This is a genomic window from Gilliamella sp. B14384G10, from assembly GCF_016101685.1.
GTDB classification, from domain to species: Bacteria; Pseudomonadota; Gammaproteobacteria; order Enterobacterales; family Orbaceae; genus Gilliamella; species Gilliamella apis_A.
Genome location: NZ_JACFQA010000001.1, coordinates 319479 through 343873 on the forward strand (window position 1 = coordinate 319479; position 24395 = coordinate 343873).

Genomic DNA, 24395 nt, shown 5'->3' on the forward strand with positions numbered 1-24395 from the left:
TAGTTAAGGTTTAAACCAACGACCTAGGGTGACTCTGTCATTGCCACTATAATCGGTGATGGTTTCAACTAATTGAAATCCGTGTTGTTTAAAAATAGTTTGTACCGCTAAACCCTGCTTCCAGCCATGTTCGATAAGCAACCAACCATATTGATTTAAATGCTTGGTTGCACCTTGAATAATAACTTTAATATCAGCAAGGCCATCATCCTCAGAAACTAAGGCGCTTCTAGGTTCATAGCGAACATCGCCTTGAGATAAGTGAATATCAGTTGGTTCGATATATGGAGGATTACTAGTTATCATTGAGAATTTACGATTTTTAATTGGTTTATACCAATCACCCTGTAAAAAATAAACATTGTTTACGCCTATTTGATTAGCATTTTTTTGGGCTAAAATCAAAGCATCTTTATTTTTCTCAATTGCAGTAAATAAACAATCTGGTCGTTCAGTGGCCATAGCAATAGCGATAGCACCAGTTCCTGTTCCCAAATCTAAAACTTCACAAGGGACTTTCGGCAAATACTCTAAACCTAGTTCAACAACTTTTTCTGTATCAGGTCTTGGAATTAAGGTCGAATTTGAAACATTAAACTTCAATGACCAAAACTCCTTTTCTCCAGTGATATAGGCAATGGGTTCCCCTTCTTGACGCCTTTTTAAATAACCATCTAAAGCAATTAGTTCATCATCAGTTAATAATGTTTCACTAAAAGCCATCAAAAAGGTACGTGTTTTATGTGTGACGAAACTTAATAAAATTTCAGCATCACGTTTTGGACTTTCGCTGTCGGTTAAAGTTTGTGATGCAGATTTAAGCCATTGTAAATAGGTCATTCATCCTGTTCCGATAAAGCTGCAAGTTGATCTGCTTGATATTCTTGTACAATTGGTTCAATCAACATATCCAATTTACCTTCCATGACCTCATCTAGACGATAAATAGTAAGATTAATACGATGATCGGTAACTCGGCCTTGAGGATAGTTATAAGTTCGAATACGATCCGAACGATCACCTGAACCGAGTAAATTACGTCTGGTTGACGCTTCCTCTTGTTGACGTTTACGCATTTCAGCATCTTGAATACGGGCAGCTAATACTGACATCGCCTTAGCTTTATTTTTGTGCTGTGAACGTTCATCCTGACATTCAACTACAATTCCAGTTGGAATATGGGTAATACGAATTGCTGAATCGGTAGTATTAACATGCTGACCACCAGCACCTGATGATCGATAAGTATCAATTTTCAAATCTGCAGGATTGATTTCTGGCATTTCAGCCTCTGGAATTTCTGGTAAAACAGCAACAGTACATGCCGAAGTGTGAATTCGTCCTTGTGATTCAGTCTCTGGTACACGTTGGACTCGATGACCACCAGATTCGAATTTTAACTGTCCATATACACCATCACCACTTACTAACATGATAACTTCTTTATATCCGCCATGTTCTCCATCATTTGAACTCATGATTTCGACACGCCAATTGCGAGATTCAGCATATCTAGTATACATTCTCGCTAAATCACCAGCAAAAATAGCCGCTTCATCACCACCAGTACCAGCCCGCACTTCAACAAAACAGTTATAATCATCATTTGGATCTTTAGGTAACAATAGAACTTGTAATTGTTTTTCTTGCTGCTCTACTTGGCTTAATGCTTCGTTTAATTCTTCTTGAGCCATTTCACTCATTTCCGGATCAGAAAGCATCATTTTGGCAGTTTCAATATCTTCTTGTGTTTGCTTCCAATTAGCAAAGCATTTAACCACATCGGTTAACTGTGCATATTCTTTTGAAAGGGTACAAAATCGGTTTTGATCGGCTATAACCGCTGCATCAGATAGTAATGCTTGAACCTCTTCATAACGCTCTTGTAGCGTTTCCAACTTACTGATAATTGAAGGTTTCATAACTCTGTATTTTTGCTAATGATTAAATGAATTAGCTCGGCATTATATACTTAATTGCCTGTAAAATACAGTTCCTACTTATTTATGACGAAGCTAAATTAATCAATGAATAACAACATATTGGTATTAAATAATTAATTGTCTCTTTAAATAATGATTACATGTATCAGCAATTTTCTATTTGTTAGTTTCAAAATGTTTTAATATTTTAGATATTCAAAAATAAATCAAGCAAAACCATATTAATTAAAGCTTTCACTTGTTAGTGAAAAATGATTTTTAAAGTGATAAATCTCGCTAAACACATTAATCATTCCATAATTTAATTTTATGATCTATCTCCCATAGCCTGATTGCTTAAAGTCAAATAGCTATTGGGATTTATCATAACTATAAAGTCATTAAGAAAAATAACTCTGTCTATACCCTTTTTTATCTGAACAAAATAGTAATATTTCAAAGGCGAATATTATTAAAACCAATCGCGAAAACAGAATCTATAATTATGATTAAACTGACTGCTAATGAAATAGCTGATTCCCTTTTTTTAGCCGATAGAAATAAATGACATTTACAACTAAGATAAGCATTAATTTATTGGTATAATATCTAAGTAATTTTATTGTTCAATTTAAATTAATATCTTAAAAATCAGATTAATAACTGAATTCTGCAATGTTGTTTATTACTGATTGAAAATTATTATACCAAGTGTATATTGATGTTATCTCCAGTGGTGATTACTGCGATAAAAAATTTGAAAAGGATGCGAAAATGAACCAAACTATATGGAAACTAGACAATACTATCAAACACTATGATTGGGGTAGTATCGATGGCATATCCAGTTTATTTGCTATTCCCAATCCGACGTCGGAGCCTATGGCTGAAATTTGGATGGGCATGCATCCGCTTGGTTGCTCTTTAGCAATTGATGAAAAGCTAGGTAAAATAAGGCTTGATAAGTTAATAAAAGACGATCCACAGCAAATTTTAGGTAATAAAACCTTTCAGCATTTTGGTTCACTTCCCTTTTTATTCAAAATTCTTTCAGCAAACAAAGCATTATCTATTCAAGTCCACCCAACATTGGAAAATGCTAAAATTGGCTTTGCAAAAGAGAACCAACAAGGTATTGCTAGTGATGCTCCCAATCGAAATTATAAAGATCCCAATCATAAGCCTGAACTTATTTATGCATTAACGCCATTCAAAGCTATGCGTTCATTCCGTGCTATTGATGAAATTATTGTGTTGTTTGAAATAATTGCCATATCCGATTTAACTATTCCAATATCACAATTAAAAAACCACCGTCATCCTGACCAATTAAAACATTTTTTTGAATATTTATTAACACTTCCAACTCAAACAAAGTCCGCGTTAATTAAACAGCTTTTGATGAAAATCAGTACATTTAATGACGAACCCTATTTAACCATTAAGACTCTAGCTAAAGATTATCCTGATGATATTGGTTTATTTATGCCACTATTATTAAATGTAATTGAACTGAAACCGGGACAAGCTATGTTTTTATCAGCTAAAACACCGCATGCCTACCTATCTGGAACTGGTTTAGAGGTTATGGCTAATTCCGACAATGTATTAAGAGCTGGCCTCACCCATAAATATATTGATAGTTTAGAACTTATTAATAATACTAATTTTGAAAGTATGGCGTTAGATCAATTATTAACTAAACCAGTTATCAAAGATAATAAAATTGATTTTCCAGTACCGGTTGATGATTTTAAATTTGAGATCATAAAAAGTGACCAAAATTTGCATTGTGAAAAAGTAGATAGTGCGCAAATTGTGTTATGTCTTGATGGAGAAATCACCTTATCAACTGAATCACAGTCATTAACTTTACATAAAGGTGAATCGGCTTTAATCGCTTACCAAACTGATGTATATCATTATCAAGGTTTAGGCGTATTAGCTAAAGCATTTGATTAGCTTTTGGATAAAAATAAAAATTAAGTTTTTTTAATAGGTTAAATATGGTTGTTTTACATATTTACACTAATATATTAATATGTAGTAATATAATAATTAAAAATAAGCATCATGGATTCTAATAATAAAATTCCACGCCATTTGTTTATTCAGCAAGATTTATTAAAAAAAATCAAGTCAGGTGAATATGCTGAAGGGCAATTAATTCCTAAAGAATCTGAATTAACAGATATTTATCAAGTCAGTCGGCCAACTGTTCGCCAAGCTATTCAGTTTTTGGTCAACGATGGATACCTTGAACGTCGCAAACGTCGAGGAACAATAGTTAAGCAACAAAAGATTAATCAAGAATTTACCCATATTATCGAAAGTTATGATTCTGAAATGAATCGCAAGGGACTTCACCCTAAAACAAAAGTTTTAACCTTTAAATTGGATAAAGCGACCGTTGATATTGCTAAACATTTAGACATCAATGAATTTGAAGCTGTGTACAAATTAGTGCGTCTACGTTATGCCGAAAACAAGCCAATAGTACTTGTGACAACTTATTTACCAGTAAAAGCATTGCCTAATTTTTTAGATAATGACTTTAAACAAGAAAAACTGTATTCAGTTTTAGAAAAAATGAATTTTCCAATTCTCCAAATACGTCGAAAATTAGATGTATTAAAAGCCGATGAAACAACTAGTGATCTATTAGATATTGAAGAAGGAGATCCTATTTTCTATTTCCATTCTATTGGATATAGCCACGATCGAACTCCAATCGAATATTCAATATCTAAATATCGTGGTGATATTAATTCATTTATCTTTGAGTTAAATCATTCCAGCTAATATAATAAATATACCCACTAATAAGTGGGTATATTAATCAACAAAAATATTAAAGTTTAAATTTTGATTGTTTGCGCTTGTGTTGTTTGTAAATCTTTTTTTATCTCTTCAATAATTGCAATACCGGCACTTGTTCCGATTCGTTCCGCCCCCGCTGCAATCATCTTTTTAAATGTATCGGCATTACGAATACCGCCAGCAGCTTTCACTTTTACAACATCGCCTACATGTTGCTTCATTAATTTAACATCTTCAAGTGTCGCACCGGAAGGACCAAATCCTGTTGATGTTTTTATAAAGTCTGGTTTAACTTTAACTGCAATTTGGCAAAGTGCTATTTTTTCTTCATCGGTTAAATAACAATTTTCAAAAATGACTTTTGATGTAACATTATATTGACGACAAATCTTAACGATTTCTGACATTTCCCGTTCAATATAATTCAAATTTCCCGCCTTTAATTCAGAAATATTAATTACGTAATCAATTTCAGTTGCCCCAATTTCAATTGCATTTTTCGTTTCGAAGCATTTTGATTCTATCGTTGTTTGGCCTAAAGGAAATGCTATCGCTGCACCAATATCTACATCAGTATCTTTTAGTAGGTCAGCACACAATTTTGACTGAACTTGATTGATTGCAACCATTTTAAAATGGTAGTCACTAGCCTCCTGACATAGCTTTTTCATCATGGCCGTTGTTGCATCTGGTTTTAAATTAGTGTGATCAATAAGTCGACTTAAATCTCGTAAAGAATAATTTTTCATGTTTTTTACCTCAACCTAATATGTAATTACATATTTTAAATAAAATTTATTTATCGTCAATTAAAATAGATAAAACATGTGATAAACATCTCATTTCATTAAAAATAACTCTTAATATATTTGTTTTAAAAAATAAATATGTAAATATATATTTAAATATTATTTTAAGAGGGACTTGCAAATGAAAATAGTAGTTACTTCTCACGGCGAATTATGCGAAGGGATCTTATCAAGTTATCAAATGATTGCGGGTGATATATCACAATTTATCTCTGTCAAACTTGACGATAAGGGAATTAGCGACTTTTCTTCAAGATTAACAACCGTGTTAGATGAACAAACTATGAAAAATGAAGTTGTCATTGTTTTAAGTGACATCATGGGGGGTACACCTTATAACGAAACTTTCCGTTATATGCTGGCTAATCCAAATAAAGTTTATCTTATGGCTGGATTAAATTTATCAATGTTAATTCAAGCAGCAACAATAATTAATGAGCCCAATATAGATGAAGCTATTAATTCAATTCTGGAAGCAGGTCAAGCCTCAATATCCATTGCACCAATAACCGAAAATAGTAGTGAAGATTTAGATTTTTAATTAGTGAGACGATAGGAGTGAATAAATATGGCAATTACATTAACCAGAGTCGATGATCGTGTTATTCATGGTCAAATCATGACGCGTTGGACAAAAGTCAGACCTGTCGATGGCATCCTTGTAGTGGGTGACAATATCGCTTCAGATGAGTTACGCAAACGAGTATTAAAAGCGGCTGCGGGAACATTAAAAATTGGTATTTACACAGTAGAACAAGGTGTAGAGAAAATAAAACAAGGTACAGAGTCAAATAAAAATTTTTTTTTAATTAGTGATTCACCACAAACATTTGAAAAATTGTTAAAAGCTGGTGCTAAATTACCATCAACTTTAAATATTGGCTGTATGAATACTCGAGCAGGAGCAAAAGTATTAGGACGAACTGTTGCCATTGATGAGAATGATTATAAAGCATTTGATTACATTGAAAGTCAAGGAATTAAAATTGAATTTCAATTGTTGCCAGATGATGAAGCTAAAAATTGGAACGTAATGAAAAAGAAATATGACACTTTATAACTTTCATATTTAGAGGGAAAAATTATGGAAACAACTCTTTTTATTCCCGCTTTATTAACAGGGATATTTTGTTACTTAGGCGCGATTGAATCACCATGGCTTTTTGGTATGTCAGGTGGTTTTTATATAGTTGGTAGGCCACTAGTTGCTGGGTTATTAGTTGGTTTAGCCTTTGGTGATGTACAAGCCGGTGTATTATGTGGTTTAGCGGTACAAGCTGTTTTTATTGCAAATTTATCAACTGGAGGGGCAACAAATAGTGAAATAACCTATGCAGCTTATGGTGGAATTGGTTTAGCACTTGCCACAACTAAAGATCCTGCTGTCGCGGTAACTCTTTCGGTTTTATTGGGCCAGACTTTCGGTTTGATATTTTACAATACTCGAATGGCATTATACTCGTTCTGGAATAATAAAGCACAACATGCAGCTGAAACTAACAATACCCGAGGTATCATTCTAAATCATCTATTTTATCCTCAAGTTACAACATTCTTATTACGTGCCGTTCCAGTCTTTTTAGCGATCTATTTTGGCTCTGGTTTAGTTGAATGGTTATTAGCTAATGTTCCTGAAGTTATTACCAAGATTATCTCAGTGTTAGGTGGTGTACTTCCTGCATTAGGTATCGCTATGCTTATGAATATCGTGATTAAATCGAAAATTCAGCTGATCTTTTTCTTCGCTGGTTTCGTGTTATTAGCTTTTGCAGGGTTAAGTATGATAGCACTAGTATTCATCTCCGCTTTAGTTGCTTACTTATACTTTATTGCAAGCAATAAATCGGCAACAACACCAATTAAAGAAACAAATTCACCAAATTCAGATGTTTTTGAAGATGATGATTTGTTCTAAAAAGGAGAACTAAAATGGATAAATTAATTGAGGAACAACGTTTAACAAAACGAGAATTACGCCAAATTTGGTATCGTTGGGGCTTTACTCATTTATCATCAATGAGCTATGAGAAATTACAAGCACATGCTTGGGCTTTTTCCTATATCCCTTTTGCCGAAAAATATTATAAGAATGATCCTGAAGCAAAACGCCGTTTATTAGTTAGACATTCTATGTTTTATAATACTGAACCACAAACCGGTCAAATTATTAACGGTATTGTTGCGTCAATGGAAGAAGAGATTGCTTTAGGCAAAAATGTTCCAGAAGAACTACCTGTAAATATTAAAGCGACACTAATGGGCCCTTTAGCTGGAATTGGAGATTCATTGATTCAAGGTATTATTGTGCCAATTTTGTTATCAATTGCTATGGGAATGGCAGCAGGAGGTAATGCTATAGGCCCTATTTTCTATATTTTATCTTATGGTATTTTAGGCCCTTTAATTTCCTATCTTAGCTTCCATTACGGTTATAAATTAGGCGTTAATGCAATTGATAATATTATTGGTGATAACGTCAAACGGATCACCGACGCATTTAACATACTCGGAATTATGGTGGTTGGTGGTTTAGCTGCCGGTAATATTGTACTTAATTCAGTATTGGAAATTCCGATGGGAGAAAGCATGCGATCATTACAAAGTGTACTTGATGGCATCTTTCCAAAAATACTGCCATTATCCATGGTGTTATTAGCATGGTGGTTAGTATCAGCTAAACAGATGTCTGCAACCAAAGTTATTTTAATTTTGACTGCAATCGCAGCAGTTGGTGTAGTACTTGGCGTATTTTAAAATAATTAATTAACAACATTTGTTTTATTGAACAATTTAATAATCCCCATAATATTTTGTAATACTATGGGGATTTATTTAATTGGATTATTAATTTTAAAATACTAATTAATATTTTAGATAAAGTTTTCAAATAAATTGATCGATGAAAAAATATAGCCATCAAAATCAATAGATGTTTTATCAGATAAATTCATTAAAATATTTTTTTCGTTTTCAATATGTTGCCACATGGCTTTATAAGCCCCAACACTGTCACGACGACATAGTGCTGCTAAGATTTGTTGATGATCAGCATACCATTTTAGTCGATAGCCTTTAGTATTAGTATGTTCAGTAAGTTGCTGCCAATTAAATGAGTTCTGTTTGTGTTCCCATAAATTCTTAAGTGAATTCACTAACATCTGATTTTGGGTTGCTTCGGCGATATTGAGATGAAAATTGAAATCATTATTGTTATTGAATTCGTTATTCATAGTCGCATGCAATTCTTTCTCTAATATTTTCTTTAAGCTTTCTATATTGGCAATGGTTATCATCTGAGAAGCAAAAGAAGCAATATTAGTCTCAATCAGTTGGCTAGCTTGTAGTAGTTCAAAAGGACCGAGTACTCGAGAATAATTTGAATCAGGTTTATTAATAACATAAATACCTGAACTTTGCTTTATCGATACAAAACCTTTTACTTCCAATGCGATTAACGCTTCACGAACAATAGTACGACTTACGCCATAGGCATCGGCAATAGTTCTTTCTGGTGGTAATTTAGAACCTAATGGATATTCATCCATTCTAATTTTATCCAATAATAGTTCTGCTATTTCTTGATACTGTTTTTTAGAATATTGATTCGATATATTGTCCGTTAACATTCACCTGTTCCTACAAAAATACAAACATTAAAATCGAATATTCTAATGTTTGTATTAATTCCTATGATTATGCTTCGATCATTTGCAAAATTTGATCTAAAACTTTACCAGCATTCATTGTACCATAAGCAACTGGATCAATAATGTCAATTGGTATGCCATATTTTTCTGTTTGTTTTCTGCTCTCATCTAAGGCGAATCTCATTTGTGGTCCTAATAATACCGCGATAATTTTATCACTATCACTATTAAGATGTTGATATAAAAGTTGCTCACTTATTGCTATAAAATCAAAATCTAACGATCGTTCTAGTGCTTCTTTTCTTATTTTGTTGACTAATAATGAGGTTGACATACCACCGGCACAGGCAAAAATAACTTGTTTCATCTTTTACTCCTTATTTATCTTCATCATCTAGATTTACAATTAGTTGTCTTGTTTTAGATAAATCTTTGAACCATAACGCTGATTTCTTCAACCTTCTGTTTCTATTTTGTTCAAGATCAATTTCGATTAGTCCATAACGATTTTTGAATGCATTCATTGGTGAAACATTGTCTGTAAATGCCCACAGCATATAACCACCACAATTAGCTCCATCATTGATAGCTTTTAACGTCCAATAAAGATGTTTCGAAATAAAATCAATTCGATAATCATCTTGAATCATGCCTTGATCATCTTTAAATCGTTGCTCATCTTCAATACCCATGCCATTTTCACAAATAAACCATGATTTATTGTTATATTGTTGTTTAACTCGCATTGCGAAATCATAAACAATTTTAGGATAAATTTCCCAACCTCTAGATTTATTCATTTTTCTTCCAGGTAATGCAAAGGATTCGTAATAAAACGCGGGATGAAATGGCGCATCTTTGTGCCATTGTTTTGTAGGTGCTTTAACACGATGAGGAAAATATAAATTAATAGCAACTTCATCAACTGGAAATTTTTTAATTATTTCAAGTTCTTGATTGGTATAATCCCACTGAACTTTATGTTTAGCCAATAAATCAATAAGCTCTTGAGGATATTCACCATTAAAAGCCGGATCAAGAAAAACTCGATTATAAAAAAGATCATACATTTTTGCAGCTTGTTGATCTTCTTTAGAGGAAGAACGAGGATAAGTCACCTCTGGATTTATAATAGTGCCAATGCTTCCTTGATAATTTTTGTGACGAAATAGCTGAACAACTTTGGCCGTAGCTAAATTTTTATGGTGATTCCACTGCATCCATTTATTGGTATTTTGTTCATAAGGCCAACGTTCAGCATCAAGATACACTCGCGTTTGAATGACAATTGGTTCATTAAAGACAAACCACCGTTTAACGGTATTATGATAACGTTCAAAAACTTTTTCAGCAAATTTAACAAATAGTTCAACTACATGTTTCGAATTCCAGCCACCATATTTATTGAATAGTTCGGCAGGAACTTCGTAATGTTCTAGACAAAGCATTGGAACAATACCGTTTTCGACTATTTTTGTTAGAAAATCGTCATAATACTTAGCATAATCTTCATCAACAATTGCATTTTCGTAGTCAGTTAAAAAACGCGACCAGTTAATTGATGTTCGATAGTGTGTAAGTCCTACCTTTTTCATTAGATCTACTTCTTCCTGATAGCGATTAATTAAATCAGTAGCAATTGCAGGACCATAACCTTCATACCATACATCACGATCGTTTTTATACCAAAGATCTAAATATGAATCTTGATTCTCTTTCTTACCACACCAACCTTCAGTTTGCCATGCCGATGTTGAAGCGCCTAAAATAAAGTTTTTAGGGATATCCATTGTTAATTTACTCATTATTGACTCCTTGAATGTTGATTCAATTTAGGATTGAATTTCAGAACGTTTAGCCGCTATTTTTAGGAAAGGTAAATAAATGAAAATAGCAATAATAATACAGAAGATCTGGGTAACAACAGCACCTAAGGATCCGGCTGTTGATAAGTAAGCACTAATTATTGGTGGCGTAGTCCACGGCACCATAACCACGGCTTTACCTGCAAAACCAATACTTGTTGCGATATAACCTATTGTGCCAGTAATTAACGGTGTAATAATAAATGGAATGGCTAAAATCGGGTTTAACATTATTGGTAAACCAAAAATTACAGGTTCATTGATATTGAAAATACCTGGACCCAGTGATAATTTTGCTATTTCTCTCATTTCTTTGCGTTTTATTGCAATAAAAATAGCCATCAACAATCCAATCGTACAACCTGAACCACCTATACTCATGTAAACATCCCAAAACGGCATAGTAATAATATTGGTTGGCTCAATACCTTGTTCGAAATCACTCATGTTAACCATTATTGCACCAAGTAATAAGGGTTCGCGAATTGGTTTTATCATTTGATTACCATGAATCCCTATAACCCAAAATATTTGTGCGACAAACATTAATAACAATAATCCCGGTAGGCTTTGCATGACAGACTCAAGCGGCTGTTGCACCACCATATAGATAGCATCATACAAATACATTCCAGTTAATTTGTAGAATACAAAACCAAAAGCCGCTACGACTGAAGTAGTAATTATTGCTGGAATAAGTGCTGAAAATGAAGCGGAGACATTTGATGGAACACTATCTGGCATTTTTACTCTTAGCTTATCTACTTTTAATAATTTAGAGTATATTTCTACCGATATAATAGCGATAAACATACCTAGAAAAAGGCTTTTAGTATCAGTAAATTGCCGTGCTAATACATTAGTTACTTGAAATTTTTGGCCTTCAACTACAACGTCTGTAAATGTTGGTTGTACGGAAATAAAACATATAATAGCCAACAATCCAGGAAATAAGGTTTTATTACCATTTATGCGTCCTAATTCAATAGCGATTAAAAACACAGCGCCAATGGTTAGAAAATTCAATGTCGCATAATTTAAATTACTAGCAATGGGCTTTAATACTGCTAAAAAAGATAAACAATCAAAATAAGCTAATCCATTTTGTTTATCAAAAACAATATTTGACATTAGCACCGCAAAAGCGCCAACGATTATCACTGGCATTAAAGTAATAAATGCCGCTTTAATTGCCATTATATATCTTAAACTATTAAATTTATTGGCAAATTTACCTAGTTTATCAATAACTTCATTTACTCTAGACATATTTACAATCTCCAATTAGGGGGAAAGGTGAGATTCTTTGACAATCAAAAAATAATACTTATAAGGGAGGTAATCTGTGATCCTACTCACAACATTCAAAATTGGAATTCCATTAATATCTAAAAATGTGATAAATGTCATTTATTGGCATACCAAAATGCAAAAAACAAATTACAAAACCGTGACAAAAGATGTTTAGCACAAGAAAATTATGGAAATTTGGTATGACAATATATTCAATCTATTGGATTTGATAGCGTAATAAACGAATAATCGTTAATATAAGGTTGTTTTTTAATATTTATTTTAATAATTAGTCAGTTATTTTTAATTAAAAACCCCTTTCCTCAAAATTTTCTATTAAGATTAAATGAGTTTTAAATCAATCATAAACAATAATTTTATGAATAATTAAAAGATTAAGTTAGCGCTTTAGCAAGATGATTATTGAAATTGAAAGTTATTACGGTTATACACTTATTTCGGGTAAACTTAGAAATATTGGAAATCTTGATTAGAAAAATAAAATGCCGTTAGCAAACTAACGGCATTATTTCAATGATAACAATAAAATAAATAGTTTTTATTTTTTAACTGCTTTTGCATTCGGCAAATCAGTTACTGATCCTTCATAAATCTCAGACGCTAAGCCTATTGATTCATGTAACGTTGGGTGAGCATGAATGGTCAATGCAATATCTTCAGCATCGCAACCCATTTCAACTGCCAATGTAATTTCCCCAAGTAATTCGCCACCATTTGCCCCTACGACAGCACCACCAAGAAGACGATTGTCAGCTTTATTAAAGATTAATTTAGTCATCCCTTCTGAACAATCAGAAGCAATCGCACGACCTGATGCAGCCCATGGGAATATAGCAACCTCATAATCTAAACCTTTTGCTTTAGCTTCTTTTTCAGTTAAGCCAACCCAAGCAACTTCAGGTTCAGTATAAGCAATTGATGGTATAGTTTTTGGATCAAAATAATGTTTTTTACCAGCAATAACTTCTGCTGCCACATGACCTTCATGAACACCTTTATGCGCAAGCATCGGTTGACCAACAATATCGCCAATAGCATAAATATGAGGCACATTCGTTCTCATCTGTTTATCTACTTCGATAAAACCACGATCAGTCACATTTACACCTGCTTTTTCAGCGTTGATTAGTTTACCATTTGGAGTACGGCCTATTGCAACTAATACCGCATCATAAGTATGAGTTTCAATGGTTCCATCTTTTTTCTCCATGGTGACATAAATTGCATCATGTTTAGCTTCAACAGTACTTACTTTAGTTTCTAATCTCAAAGTAAATTTCTTTTGAATTTGTTTAGTAAAGATTTTTACCACATCTTTATCAGCAGCTGGAATAACCTGATCAAGCATTTCAACCACATCTACTTCTGAGCCTAATGCATGATAAACCGTCCCCATTTCTAAACCGATAATACCACCACCCATTAAAAGTAGTTTTTTAGGAATAGTAGTTAATGCTAATGCATCTGTCGAATCCCAAATACGAGGATCTTCATGTGGAATAAATGGTAAAGTTATTGGTCTTGAACCCGCGGCAATGATGGCATTATCAAAAGTAATTTTAGTTATACCTTTGGATGAAGTAACATCCATAGTATGACTGCCAGTGAATTGTGCTTCACCTTGAATAACATTGACTTTACGCATTTTAGCCATACCAGCAAGCCCATTAGTTAGTTGGTTTATAACTTTTTCTTTCCAACCACGAACTTTATCTAATTCAAGTTTAGGCGTACCAAAATGAATACCATGTTCAGTCAATGATTTTGCTTCATCCATTACTTTGGCAACATGGAGTAATGCTTTAGATGGTATACAACCAACATTTAAACAAACACCACCTAAAGTTGAATAACGTTCTACTAAGGTAACATCTAATCCAAGATCGGCAGCTCGGAAGGCAGCGGAATAACCCGCTGGACCAGCTCCTAAGACAACAACTTGTGTTTTAACTTCTTGACTCATAATTAATTTCCCCCACTACATCACTAATCGACGTAAGTCGGATAAAACATTAACAATATGGCTTAAGAAGCGTGCACCATCAGCCCCATCAATTACTCGGTGATCGAATGATAATGATAAAGGTAACATTAGGCGTGGTGTAAATTCTTTACCATTCCAAACTGGTTTCATACTTGAACGAGATACACCTAAAATACCTACTTCAGGTGCATTTACAATTGGTGTAAATGAAGTCGTTCCGATACCACCTAGACTAGAAATGGTGAAACAACCACCTTGCATATCACTACCGGTAAGTTTGCCATCGCGAGCTTTTTTGGAAATTTCTGCAAGTTCACGAGAAAGTTCAATAATGCCTTTTTTATTCACATCTTTAAATACCGGCACAACTAAACCATTAGGTGTATCAACGGCTACACCGATATTAATGTATTTTTTGATGATAAGAGTTTGTGCATCTTCAGACAATGAACTATTAAAACGAGGATAAGCTGTTAAAGCGCTGGCTACTGCTTTCATAATAAACACTAGTGGCGTAATTTTCAGATCCAGTTTTTTCTTTTCAGCTTCGGCATTTTGTTGTTTACGGAAAGCTTCTAATTCAGTGATATCTGTTTCATCAAACTCAGTAACATGTGGAATCATTACCCAATTACGATGTAAGTTTGCACCAGATACTTTTTGAATTTTAGTTAATGGTAATGATTCAACTTCACCAAATTTACTAAAATCAACTTTAGGCCACGGTAATAAACCAGGTAATGCACCACCGGTACCACCATTTTCTATCTGTTTTACAGCATTTTTTACGTAAGCTTGAATATCTTCACGTAAAATGCGATGTTTAGGGCCAGTAGGTTGTACCTTAGCAAGGTTAACACCAAACTCACGAGCTAAACGACGAACAGAAGGAGTTGCATGTGCATAAGCATCATTCTCTACAAATTCATTGGTATTTGCTGATGCGGCTGGCGCAGCAGAATTATTGTTAGTATTCGCAACTGGAGTTGCAATAGCTGGTTTTTCTGCTGCCACAGGTGCAACATCAGTTTTTACTGGTGCACTGCTAGCAACTGTCTCAAATTCCATAATTTTTGAGCCAGTTTTAACTTTATCACCAATTTTTACTGAAATGCTTTTCACAACACCAGCAATAGTAGCAGGCACTTCCATTGAGGCTTTATCGCCTTCTACTGTTATAAGTGAATCATCAACGGAAACTGAATCACCAACTTTAACTAAAATTTCAGTGACCTCAACTTCATCACCACCAATGTCAGGTACATTAACATCAACCACTTGGCTGGCACTTGGGGCTGATGGTGCAGCAACTGGTGCGGCCGTTTGTTGTTTATCTGCTGCAGCCTCTGTTCCGCTGTCATCAAATTCCATAATACTTACACCAGTGGTAACTTTATCGCCGATTTTAACAATGATTGATTTTACAATTCCTGCTTGTGGAGCAGGAATTTCCATTGATGCTTTATCGCCCTCAACCGTTAATAACGATTGATCAGCTTCAACTTTGTCGCCAACTTTAACTAAAATCTCTGTTACTTCAACTTCATCACTTCCGATATCGGGTAATTTTATTTCAATAGTCATTATTTTTTACCTCTTATGCATTACGTGGATTGAGCTTATCAGCATTGATGTCGAACTTTTTAATCGCGTCTTCAACAACACTTGTTTGAATATCACCACGTTTAGCTAATTCTCCCAATGCTGCAATCACAACATAAGATGCATCGACTTCAAAATGATGACGTAAATTTTCTCGACTGTCACTGCGACCGAATCCATCAGTACCTAATACTCTGTAGCTTTCTGCCGGTACAAATCCACGAATTTGTTCTGCATAAATTTTCATATAATCAGTTGAAACAACTGCTGGATTATTATTCATTATTTGAGCAACATAAGGAACTTTCTCTGGTTCACTCGGATGTAACATATTGTAACGTTCACAATCTTGACCATCTCTAGCTAATTCGGTGAACGAAGTTACACTATACACTTCTGAGCTAATACCGTAATTTTTAGCTAGAATATCTGCCGCTTCACGAACATGGCGTAATATTGAACCAGAGCCTAATAATTGAACAGTAGGTTTACCTTGTTGTCCTTCAACAGTATCTAATTTATAAATACCACGACGGATACCCTCTTCAGCCCCTTCTGGCATTGCAGGTTGAGCATAGTTTTCATTAAGTGTAGTAATATAATAGTAAACATTTTCTTGTTCACCATACATGCGACGTAAACCATCTTGCATAATAACAGCAACTTCATATGCATAAGCTGGATCATAAGATACACAGTTAGGGATAGTTAACGCTTGAATATGACTATGACCATCTTGATGTTGTAATCCTTCACCATTTAATGTAGTACGACCAGAAGTACCACCGATCATAAAGCCGCGAGCTTGTTGATCGCCTGCCGCCCACATTAAATCACCAATACGTTGGAAACCAAACATAGAGTAATAAATGTAGAAAGGAATCATTGGTAAATCATTAGTACTATAAGAAGTTGCAGCTGCTAACCACGATGCTGTTGCACCACATTCATTAATACCTTCTTGCAAGATTTGGCCTTTTTCATCTTCACGATAGTAAGCAACTTGTTCTTTATCTTGCGGAGTATATTGTTGACCATGTGGATTATAAATTCCTATCTGACGGAATAAGCCTTCCATCCCAAAGGTACGAGCTTCGTCAGCAAGAATCGGCACTAAACGAGGCGCTAATTCTTTATCTTTTAACATAATGTTAAGTGCACGTACAAAGGCAATTGTGGTTGAAATTTCTTTCGATTGCGCTTCAAGTAATGGTGCAAATTCAGTTAAAGAAGGAATTGATACAGTTCCCGAGAATTTAGTCAATCTTGACGGCACATAACCGTGTAAGGCTTGACGGCGTTCATGAATATATTTGTATTCAGGAGTATGTTCTTCAAATTTAATGTAAGGTAATTTTTCAAGTGCATCATCTGTAACTGGGATATTGAAGAAATCACGAACATGACGAACACCGTCCATATTCATTTTTTTCACTTGGTGCGCAATATTCTTAGCTTCTGCTGCTGCACCCATACCATAACCTTTAATAGTATGTGCTAAAATCACTGTTGGACGATCTTTGGTTTCTTTTGCTCTAGCAAATGCAGCAAACATTTTTTCTGGATCTTGACCACCACGATTAAGTCTGAAAATTTCTTCATCAGACATATCTTTTACTAATTCTGCAGTTTCTGGGTATTTACCAAAGAAATGCTCACGAACATAAGCACCATCTTTAGATTTAAAGGTTTGGTAATCACCATCAAGCGTTTCATTCATTAAGCGAATTAATTTTCCTGATTTATCTTTTTGTAATAATTTATCCCAGCGATCACCCCAAAGCACTTTAATTACATTCCAACCAGCTCCAGCAAATACGCCTTCTAATTCATTAACAATTTTGCCATTACCGGTAACTGGCCCATCTAAGCGTTGTAAATTACAATTAATTACAAATACTAAGTTATCCAATTTTTCACGTGTAGCAATTGTGATTGCACCTTTTGATTCTGGCTCATCCATCTCGCCATCACCTAAAAATGCATAAACTGTTTGTTCAGTAGTATCTTTCAATCCACGATGATTCAGATATTTTAAAAAGCGAGCTTGGTAAATAGCGCTAATTGGACCTAATCCCATTGAAACAGTTGGGAATTGCCAAAACTCAGGCATTAATTTTGGATGAGGATAAGATGATAATCCTTTTCCATGTACTTCTTGACGGAAATTATCTAATTGTTCCTCGGTTAGTCGTCCTTCAATAAATGCGCGAGAATAAACACCCGGAGAGATATGACCTTGGAAATAAATTAAGTCACCACCATCTTTTTCATTACGAGCACGGAAAAAATGGTTAAAACAGACTTCATAAAATGTCGCTGCAGATTGGAATGATGCCATGTGACCACCCAGTTCTAAATCTTTTTTAGAAGCGCGAAGAACCATCATCATTGCATTCCAGCGAACAATAGAACGAATACGTCTTTCAATTTCCCAATCACCTGGATAGGCAGGTTGTTCATCGACAGGAATAGTATTAATATAGTTACTAGTTGATGAACCAAATAGTAAAGGAACTCCGCCATCTCTGGCTTTATTTACAATTTGTTCAATAATATATTGCGCTCGTTCTACGCCTTCTTCACGAATAATTGACTCTAAACTTTTAAGCCAATCTTGCGTTTCTACTGGATCAATATCATTCACTTGCATGTCCGACATATAAAAACCTCTTTTTTGTTTTAAAAAATGCAGTTTTTGCTATCCTTAGCTATAACAGACGTCATAACTAACTCTATAAGCTCCAACTTTGCATTACGGATGCTTTATTGCTATAAGTCTGCCATCTTCCTAAAAAAAGTAAAGTAAACTGACGGTTATAAAAGAATGTTAATTCCTATTAAATTAATCAACTATTTCAATTATTAATTTGATAAAAATGATAATTATTTGATAAAAATCAAATTTAATTTGTGGGTATAGTAAGAATCTTGTGTTATGAGTTATACATTGAATGAGTGATGGTTGTCAAGTTATAGCAAAATCTGCTATATAGATGTAAATTTATTGATAAATTACAACTTAACCAGTGTTGGATATGCCAAATAAAGACGTTGTTATTAAACAATTAGGTATGTTGCCTTATCTAAAAACTTATCAAGCTATGCACGATTTTACTAAACTGCGTGATGCGCAAACCTTAGATGAAATCTGGCTTGTTGAGCATTTACCGGTTTTCACTCAAGGTAAAGTAGGTAAACCTGAACATTTACTGACCACTACTGACATTCAAGTGGTGCAAACTGATCGTGGCGGTCAAATTACCTATCATGGCCCTGGCCAACAAATTATGTATATTTTGTTTGATTTAAAAAGACGTAAAATAGGTATACGAGATGTGGTTAGTTATTTAGAAAATAGTGTTATTCAAACTTTACAGCACTATGACATTACCGCTTATTCAAAATCGGATGCACCTGGCGTCTATATCAATCAACAAAAAATCTGCTCACTAGGATTACATATTAAGCATGGTTGTACATTACATGGTTTAGCACTTAATATTGATATGGATTTAACACCGTTTAATTATATTAATCCGTGTGGCTATGCAGGTTTAAAAATGACTCACATGAAGCATTATATTGCACAAATTGATCGTCAAGAGATTAACCAGTTATTAACTGATAATTTTATTAATCAGTTACCAAACAACTAAGATATTAAATATGCAAAATACTGAAAATCAAATCCGCAGTTCCAAATATCGTGACGCTGATAAAACGCGTCTCATTCCAACCATTACAGTTGAGGATATCGCTCCATTAAAAAAACCTGATTGGATGAGAATTAAATTATCTGCTCATAACGATAATATTGCCCATATTAAAAACACTATGCGTAAGCATGGATTACATTCTGTGTGTGAAGAAGCATCTTGCCCAAATTTGGCTGAATGCTTTAATCACGGTACAGCAACTTTTATGATATTAGGCGATATTTGTACTCGCCGTTGTCCTTTCTGTGATGTTGCACATGGCCGTCCATTACCACCTGATCGTGAAGAACCGAGCAAACTAGCCTTAACTATTCAAGAGATGAAATTACGTTATGTAGTCATCACATCTGTTGACCGAGACGATTTAAAAGATGGAGGAGCTAGCCATTTTGCAGCTTGTACTCAAGAAATTCGCGCATTAAGCCCGAATATCAAAGTTGAAACATTAACACCTGATTTCCGAGGTTGTATTGATGAAGCAGTAGAGGTTTTAAGCGAAAATCCACCAGATGTGTTTAACCATAATTTAGAAAACATTCCTCGCTTATACAAAAAAATTCGCCCCGGTGCTAATTATGAGGGATCATTAAAATTACTTGCTTCTTTTAAAGAAAAACATCCAAAAATTCCGACTAAATCAGGTTTAATGGTCGGATTAGGTGAAACAAATGAAGAACTCATTCAAGTACTAAAAGATTTACGCAGTAATGGCGTAACTATGTTAACTTTAGGTCAGTATCTACAACCAAGTAAATATCATTTACCTGTTGAACGTTATGTATCACCTCAAGAATTTGAAGAATTAAAACAGACTGCTTTAGCAATGGGATTCACCCACGCTGCTTGTGGGCCGTTTGTCCGTTCTTCTTATCATGCCGATTTACAAGCAATGGGAAAAGAGGTGAAATAAATATCACCTCCTATTAATTTAGTATTTAATTATCGACAACAATAAAACGGCGATTTTCAGTAACAATTTGTAAGAAGATTGGTAAGCTAATTTTTTCGTCTTTCAATTGTTTACCATTTAAATCATAAATTTTAGACCGTCCATATGCATCAATTACCACTGTTTTATAATCATAAAGCGCAGCAATTTGATTTTCACTGCCAGCTAAAATCCATTCACGAGTATACTCATTAAATAAATTTCGCCCCTGACTGTACTGCTGCGCTGGGGTGGTAACTTTAAATGCATCTTGCATTAATGTTCTTAAGATATCTGTTTGTGAGGTAATAGTACTAATTTGTTTTATTTCCCTTCCTGGCCATGAAACAATCAATGGCACTTTTAATACCTCACGATTAAAGCTATTTTCAGTATTACGTTGTACTAATTTTTTGGCTTCATCTATTTTTAGATCATTTGAACCAGTAATGATTATTATCGTGTTCTCATATGCATTAGATAATCTTAAATAAGCAATCAAAGATTCTAAATATTGATCGAGTTTTTTAGCTTCTGCTTCTAATTCAACCATTGGTATTTTTTTATTTTTAGTAGCAAAAGAATATTGAATGACAGAAAATAAAGGCGCATGATTCTCAAGTTTATTTTGTTCGTCATGCCATGCCATCCAATAGTCAGTAGTAAGTTTATTAGTTTGTTTTTTACCACTAGGAATTGAGAAATTAGACAATAATGCATAACGGTAAAGTGGTTCAGAAAAACCGTCAGCAGAGAATAAGCCGATGTTATAACGCTGTTTTGTTACTGTATCGAATAAAACCGATGTCTTATGACCGGCAAGGATACTATTATAGTAATTAGGATCTAATCCATAAAATAGTGAGAAATTATTCAAATAAGCCTGACTACTAGTAGCATAATGATTAGTAAAATTAATATTCTGATTAGCAAATTCCTTAAGCCAAGGCATATTGTTCGCCAATAATTGATTATTCCAACCATCAATATTGATTATTAAAACGTTTTTCTTATTTTGTTGTTCATCAAAACTAATTCGAGCGAGTGGATATTCAATAGCAATTGCAAATGGATTACCTTCCTGAATAGTTCTATTTCGGTAATCATTTTCGGCAATAAATCCATAACGTTCCAGAAAATGACGAGCAGTTAATGGATAAGAGAGCGGTAAACTTGAACGTTGCATAGTAATTGGGCGATAAAAATTAGCATCGGCCCAAATATGAATTAAATGCGATGAAACAAAACAAAGAATAAAACCAATAACTACTGGTCTAGCATAACGTTTCCGTTTACTTAAGCTACGTAGTTTTTTCCAACTCCATATGGCAAATAATATCTCAATTAAAAGAATAAAAGGAATAAGAATAAAAGCACTATTTAAAAAAGACGTTTTGTCCGAAGTGAATAATTGCCATATAGATAGATTAAGGTGCATTCTGAAATGAGAAAATACTTCAATATCAATCAGAAGTAAACTAATACCTATTGTGGCGATTACAGTAGCAATAATTCGTTGCCAACGCGAAGAGTGAATAAAAAAACTTAATGGAAACAACAAAATCAGATAGGCTATAAAGGTGAGAAAACTAAAATGTCCTATAGCACTAATGATTGCATAAAAACGCCCCATAAAAGTTCGAGGCCAGTCAGCAATTAACAAATATTGACTACCAAGTACAATAACAACAAAAATATTAAATAGGGTAAACCAATGCCCCCAACTGACTATCTGCGAGGTTTGATCATCTTTGATATGATTATTTTTGAGTTTGAGCATATTTAATTGTTGTTAGTGGTAGTAATCAAGAAAAACTAAACTAAATTTACCCAACAGTTTAACTGATTTTTAAAAATCTTTCTGTAATTTTTTTATTTGTTAGCACAAAGAGATTGGTTATTTGTTGGCGTTATAATCGATACTTGTTATAATTTAATTTAATAATATAGCTAATAGAAAAGACAATACTTTGGCAATCAAACAACTCAACTCTCAAGAAGTCCAACCTGATATAAATTACATTTTAAATAATAACGATATTAAAACAGATTTATTCAGTGATGGATTAACAAATGTACTATCATGGCAACCTCGCGTTGCCGCAGCCGTGTCACTATTGTGTAAAAATAATAATACACATTATCGCTCGCGTTTTATGCTACTAAAAGCTTCTGAAAGCGAACTTTTTTTTGATCTCCTTAAACAATCGGTTAAAGCAAGTTTAACTTCTACAACGCTAGGTTATAGTTATTATTTTAGTGAAAATAAAATCACATTAACGCAAGCGAGAAGTAAACAAGATAATTTTGCTGTTCAAGATAATTGTTTAACAGCAACAGTAGTTGATATTGAAAAACTTTTTGGTTGTGTACGCCAACCAGAAAACAGTCCAATTAAATTACAAGCGGGATTAGTTCACCAAGCTAATGGTGGTGTTTTAATTTTAGGCTTACGTTCTCTGCTTGCTCAACCAATTGTTTGGACTAAATTAAAACAAATGGTTATGTCGCAAACCTTTGAATGGTTTTCAGCAGATGATTCGCACCCATTACCATTATCGATTCCTGCCATGCCGTTAGATCTACGTATCATCTTAGTTGGTGATAGATTATCTTTAGCAGAATTACAGGAATTTGAACCTGAATTTTATTCATCATCTATTTATGCTGAATTTGAAAGTGAATTAAAAATAACTGAATCTGCCCAAATCAATGATTGGATGAATTATTTACAATTTATTAGTCGCAAACTAGCATTATCAACAATTGAAAAAACAGCTTTTGCTAAAATTTACAAGCATGCAACAAGATATACCGGTGATCAATATTACCTACCGCTCAGCATTGAGTGGATTCAATCACTATTACTAAATTCATCTTATTTTGTACAAAATGAGAATATTGATGAATTAGCAGTCAGCAAAGCTTTAGAACAGAAAGCATGGCGAGAAAATTATTTAACCGAGCGATTCCATGATGAGTTCTTTACCAATCAAATCATGATTGATACTAAGTCGCAAGTGGTTGGCCAGATTAATGGATTATCGGTTATCGAGTACCCGGGCTATCCTAAAGCCATTGGCGAACCAACACGTTTAAGCTGTTTAGTTCATTTTGGTGACGGTGAATTGATTGATATTGAACGTAAAACCGATCTTGCAGGTAATATTCATTCTAAAGGAATGATGATTATGCAAGCATTTGTTATGTCGGAGTTTGCAATTAATCATCAACTGCCATTTTCTACATCTTTGGTGTTTGAACAATCATATAGTGAGATTGATGGCGATAGCGCCTCGCTTGCAGGTCTTTGCGCCCTTATTAGTGCACTGTCTAATCAACCTATCGATCAACAATTAGCTGTCACAGGTTCAGTTGATCAATTTGGTCATGTTCAATCAATTGGTGGCGTAAATGAAAAAATCGAAGGCTTTTTTGCTGTTTGTCAGCATCAAGGTTTAACTGGTCAACAGGGTGTAATCATTCCTGCTAGCAATCAACGTCATTTGAGTCTAAGTGATGAAGTTATTGATGCCATTAATAATAATAAATTTTCAATTTGGGCTGTCGAACATGTCGCAGATGCACTCTATTTATTAACCGGTATTCCTTTTAAAGATGAAAACAAAATTAGTCTTTATAAATTGATTCATGCGCGTATGCAATCAATGTTAGTTCAAGAGAGAAAACACGATGGTTGGCTTGGTCGCTGGAAAAAAATTGCAAAAAGTAACAATACACAATAAACTGAGACCAAAATTCCATTGATGGAATCAAAAGATAAT

20 protein-coding genes are annotated in these 24395 nt (G+C 34.0%); 9 read left to right on the forward strand and 11 right to left on the reverse strand.

From position 1 onward, the window contains the following. Positions 1-3: 3 nt before the first annotated feature. A complete protein-coding gene (prmC, locus tag H3T54_RS01505) occupies positions 4-840 on the reverse strand; it encodes a peptide chain release factor N(5)-glutamine methyltransferase (protein WP_065579243.1) in 837 nt (278 codons plus the stop codon). After that, on the reverse strand, positions 837-1922 hold the full coding sequence (gene prfA / locus H3T54_RS01510) for a peptide chain release factor 1 (protein WP_198220535.1): 1086 nt from the start codon (positions 1920-1922) through the stop codon (positions 837-839). The genes prmC and prfA overlap by 4 nt, the downstream gene beginning before the upstream one ends. A gap of 774 nt (positions 1923-2696) precedes the next feature. On the opposite strand from prfA, the gene manA reads away from it, so the two are divergent. Next, positions 2697-3884 carry a mannose-6-phosphate isomerase, class I gene (gene manA, locus H3T54_RS01515; protein WP_198220537.1) on the forward strand — a complete coding sequence of 396 codons (1188 nt, stop codon included), beginning with the start codon at positions 2697-2699 and terminating at the stop codon, positions 3882-3884. Positions 3885-3995: 111 nt separating this feature from the next. Beyond that, the gene (locus tag H3T54_RS01520) at positions 3996-4724 is read left to right on the forward strand and encodes a GntR family transcriptional regulator (RefSeq protein WP_144188306.1); all 729 of its coding nucleotides are present in this window, start codon (positions 3996-3998) and stop codon (positions 4722-4724) included. A 56-nt stretch (positions 4725-4780) separates the two neighbouring features. Here the strand turns inward: H3T54_RS01520 and deoC are convergent, their stop codons facing one another. Continuing rightward, positions 4781-5491 carry a deoxyribose-phosphate aldolase gene (gene deoC, locus H3T54_RS01525; protein ID WP_198220539.1) on the reverse strand — a complete coding sequence of 237 codons (711 nt, stop codon included), beginning with the start codon at positions 5489-5491 and terminating at the stop codon, positions 4781-4783. Positions 5492-5672: 181 nt separating this feature from the next. Between deoC and H3T54_RS01530 the strand changes: the two genes are divergently transcribed. Genes H3T54_RS01530 through H3T54_RS01545 form a run of 4 tightly spaced genes read left to right on the forward strand, consistent with a single transcriptional unit; the run spans position 5673 to position 8305 of the window. After that, entirely contained in the window at positions 5673-6092 is a 420-nt protein-coding gene (locus tag H3T54_RS01530) for a PTS sugar transporter subunit IIA (RefSeq protein WP_110447571.1), read from the forward strand. A 27-nt stretch (positions 6093-6119) separates the two neighbouring features. Next, positions 6120-6611 (forward strand): PTS sugar transporter subunit IIB, encoded by a 492-nt coding sequence (locus H3T54_RS01535; protein ID WP_110447570.1) that lies wholly within the window; start codon positions 6120-6122, stop codon positions 6609-6611. Between the two features lie 24 nt (positions 6612-6635). After that, the gene (locus tag H3T54_RS01540; protein WP_198220541.1) at positions 6636-7466 is read left to right on the forward strand and encodes a PTS sugar transporter subunit IIC; all 831 of its coding nucleotides are present in this window, start codon (positions 6636-6638) and stop codon (positions 7464-7466) included. Positions 7467-7480: 14 nt separating this feature from the next. After that, the gene (locus H3T54_RS01545) at positions 7481-8305 is read left to right on the forward strand and encodes a PTS system mannose/fructose/sorbose family transporter subunit IID (protein WP_086359482.1); all 825 of its coding nucleotides are present in this window, start codon (positions 7481-7483) and stop codon (positions 8303-8305) included. A 116-nt stretch (positions 8306-8421) separates the two neighbouring features. On the opposite strand, the gene H3T54_RS01550 is transcribed toward H3T54_RS01545, so the two are convergent. From H3T54_RS01550 to aceE, 7 genes are all read right to left on the reverse strand, one after another. Next, the gene (locus tag H3T54_RS01550; protein ID WP_198220543.1) at positions 8422-9177 is read right to left on the reverse strand and encodes a GntR family transcriptional regulator; all 756 of its coding nucleotides are present in this window, start codon (positions 9175-9177) and stop codon (positions 8422-8424) included. A gap of 67 nt (positions 9178-9244) precedes the next feature. Then, positions 9245-9565: a PTS sugar transporter subunit IIB gene (locus tag H3T54_RS01555; protein ID WP_110447567.1), complete on the reverse strand. Its 321-nt coding sequence runs from the start codon at positions 9563-9565 to the stop codon at positions 9245-9247. A gap of 10 nt (positions 9566-9575) precedes the next feature. After that, a complete protein-coding gene (locus H3T54_RS01560; protein ID WP_110447566.1) occupies positions 9576-11003 on the reverse strand; it encodes a glycoside hydrolase family 1 protein in 1428 nt (475 codons plus the stop codon). Positions 11004-11030: 27 nt separating this feature from the next. Next, positions 11031-12332, reverse strand: coding sequence for a PTS sugar transporter subunit IIC (locus H3T54_RS01565; protein WP_110447565.1), 1302 nt, complete (start codon positions 12330-12332; stop codon positions 11031-11033). Between the two features lie 583 nt (positions 12333-12915). After that, the gene (gene lpdA / locus H3T54_RS01570; protein WP_110447564.1) at positions 12916-14340 is read right to left on the reverse strand and encodes a dihydrolipoyl dehydrogenase; all 1425 of its coding nucleotides are present in this window, start codon (positions 14338-14340) and stop codon (positions 12916-12918) included. A 15-nt stretch (positions 14341-14355) separates the two neighbouring features. Further along, positions 14356-15945 carry a pyruvate dehydrogenase complex dihydrolipoyllysine-residue acetyltransferase gene (gene aceF, locus H3T54_RS01575; protein ID WP_110447563.1) on the reverse strand — a complete coding sequence of 530 codons (1590 nt, stop codon included), beginning with the start codon at positions 15943-15945 and terminating at the stop codon, positions 14356-14358. Between the two features lie 13 nt (positions 15946-15958). Then, on the reverse strand, positions 15959-18625 hold the full coding sequence (aceE, locus tag H3T54_RS01580; RefSeq protein ID WP_110447562.1) for a pyruvate dehydrogenase (acetyl-transferring), homodimeric type: 2667 nt from the start codon (positions 18623-18625) through the stop codon (positions 15959-15961). 376 nt (positions 18626-19001) lie between these two features. On the opposite strand from aceE, the gene lipB reads away from it, so the two are divergent. Beyond that, positions 19002-19622, forward strand: coding sequence for a lipoyl(octanoyl) transferase LipB (lipB, locus tag H3T54_RS01585; RefSeq protein ID WP_110447561.1), 621 nt, complete (start codon positions 19002-19004; stop codon positions 19620-19622). Between the two features lie 10 nt (positions 19623-19632). After that, positions 19633-20592 (forward strand): lipoyl synthase, encoded by a 960-nt coding sequence (lipA, locus tag H3T54_RS01590; protein WP_110447560.1) that lies wholly within the window; start codon positions 19633-19635, stop codon positions 20590-20592. 25 nt (positions 20593-20617) lie between these two features. Here the strand turns inward: lipA and H3T54_RS01595 are convergent, their stop codons facing one another. Beyond that, positions 20618-22390 carry a DUF3413 domain-containing protein gene (locus H3T54_RS01595; RefSeq protein WP_198220545.1) on the reverse strand — a complete coding sequence of 591 codons (1773 nt, stop codon included), beginning with the start codon at positions 22388-22390 and terminating at the stop codon, positions 20618-20620. A gap of 190 nt (positions 22391-22580) precedes the next feature. Between H3T54_RS01595 and H3T54_RS01600 the strand changes: the two genes are divergently transcribed. Next, complete coding sequence (locus tag H3T54_RS01600) at positions 22581-24356, forward strand: Lon protease family protein (protein ID WP_198220547.1); 1776 nt, start codon at positions 22581-22583, stop codon at positions 24354-24356. Positions 24357-24395: the final 39 nt, after the last annotated feature.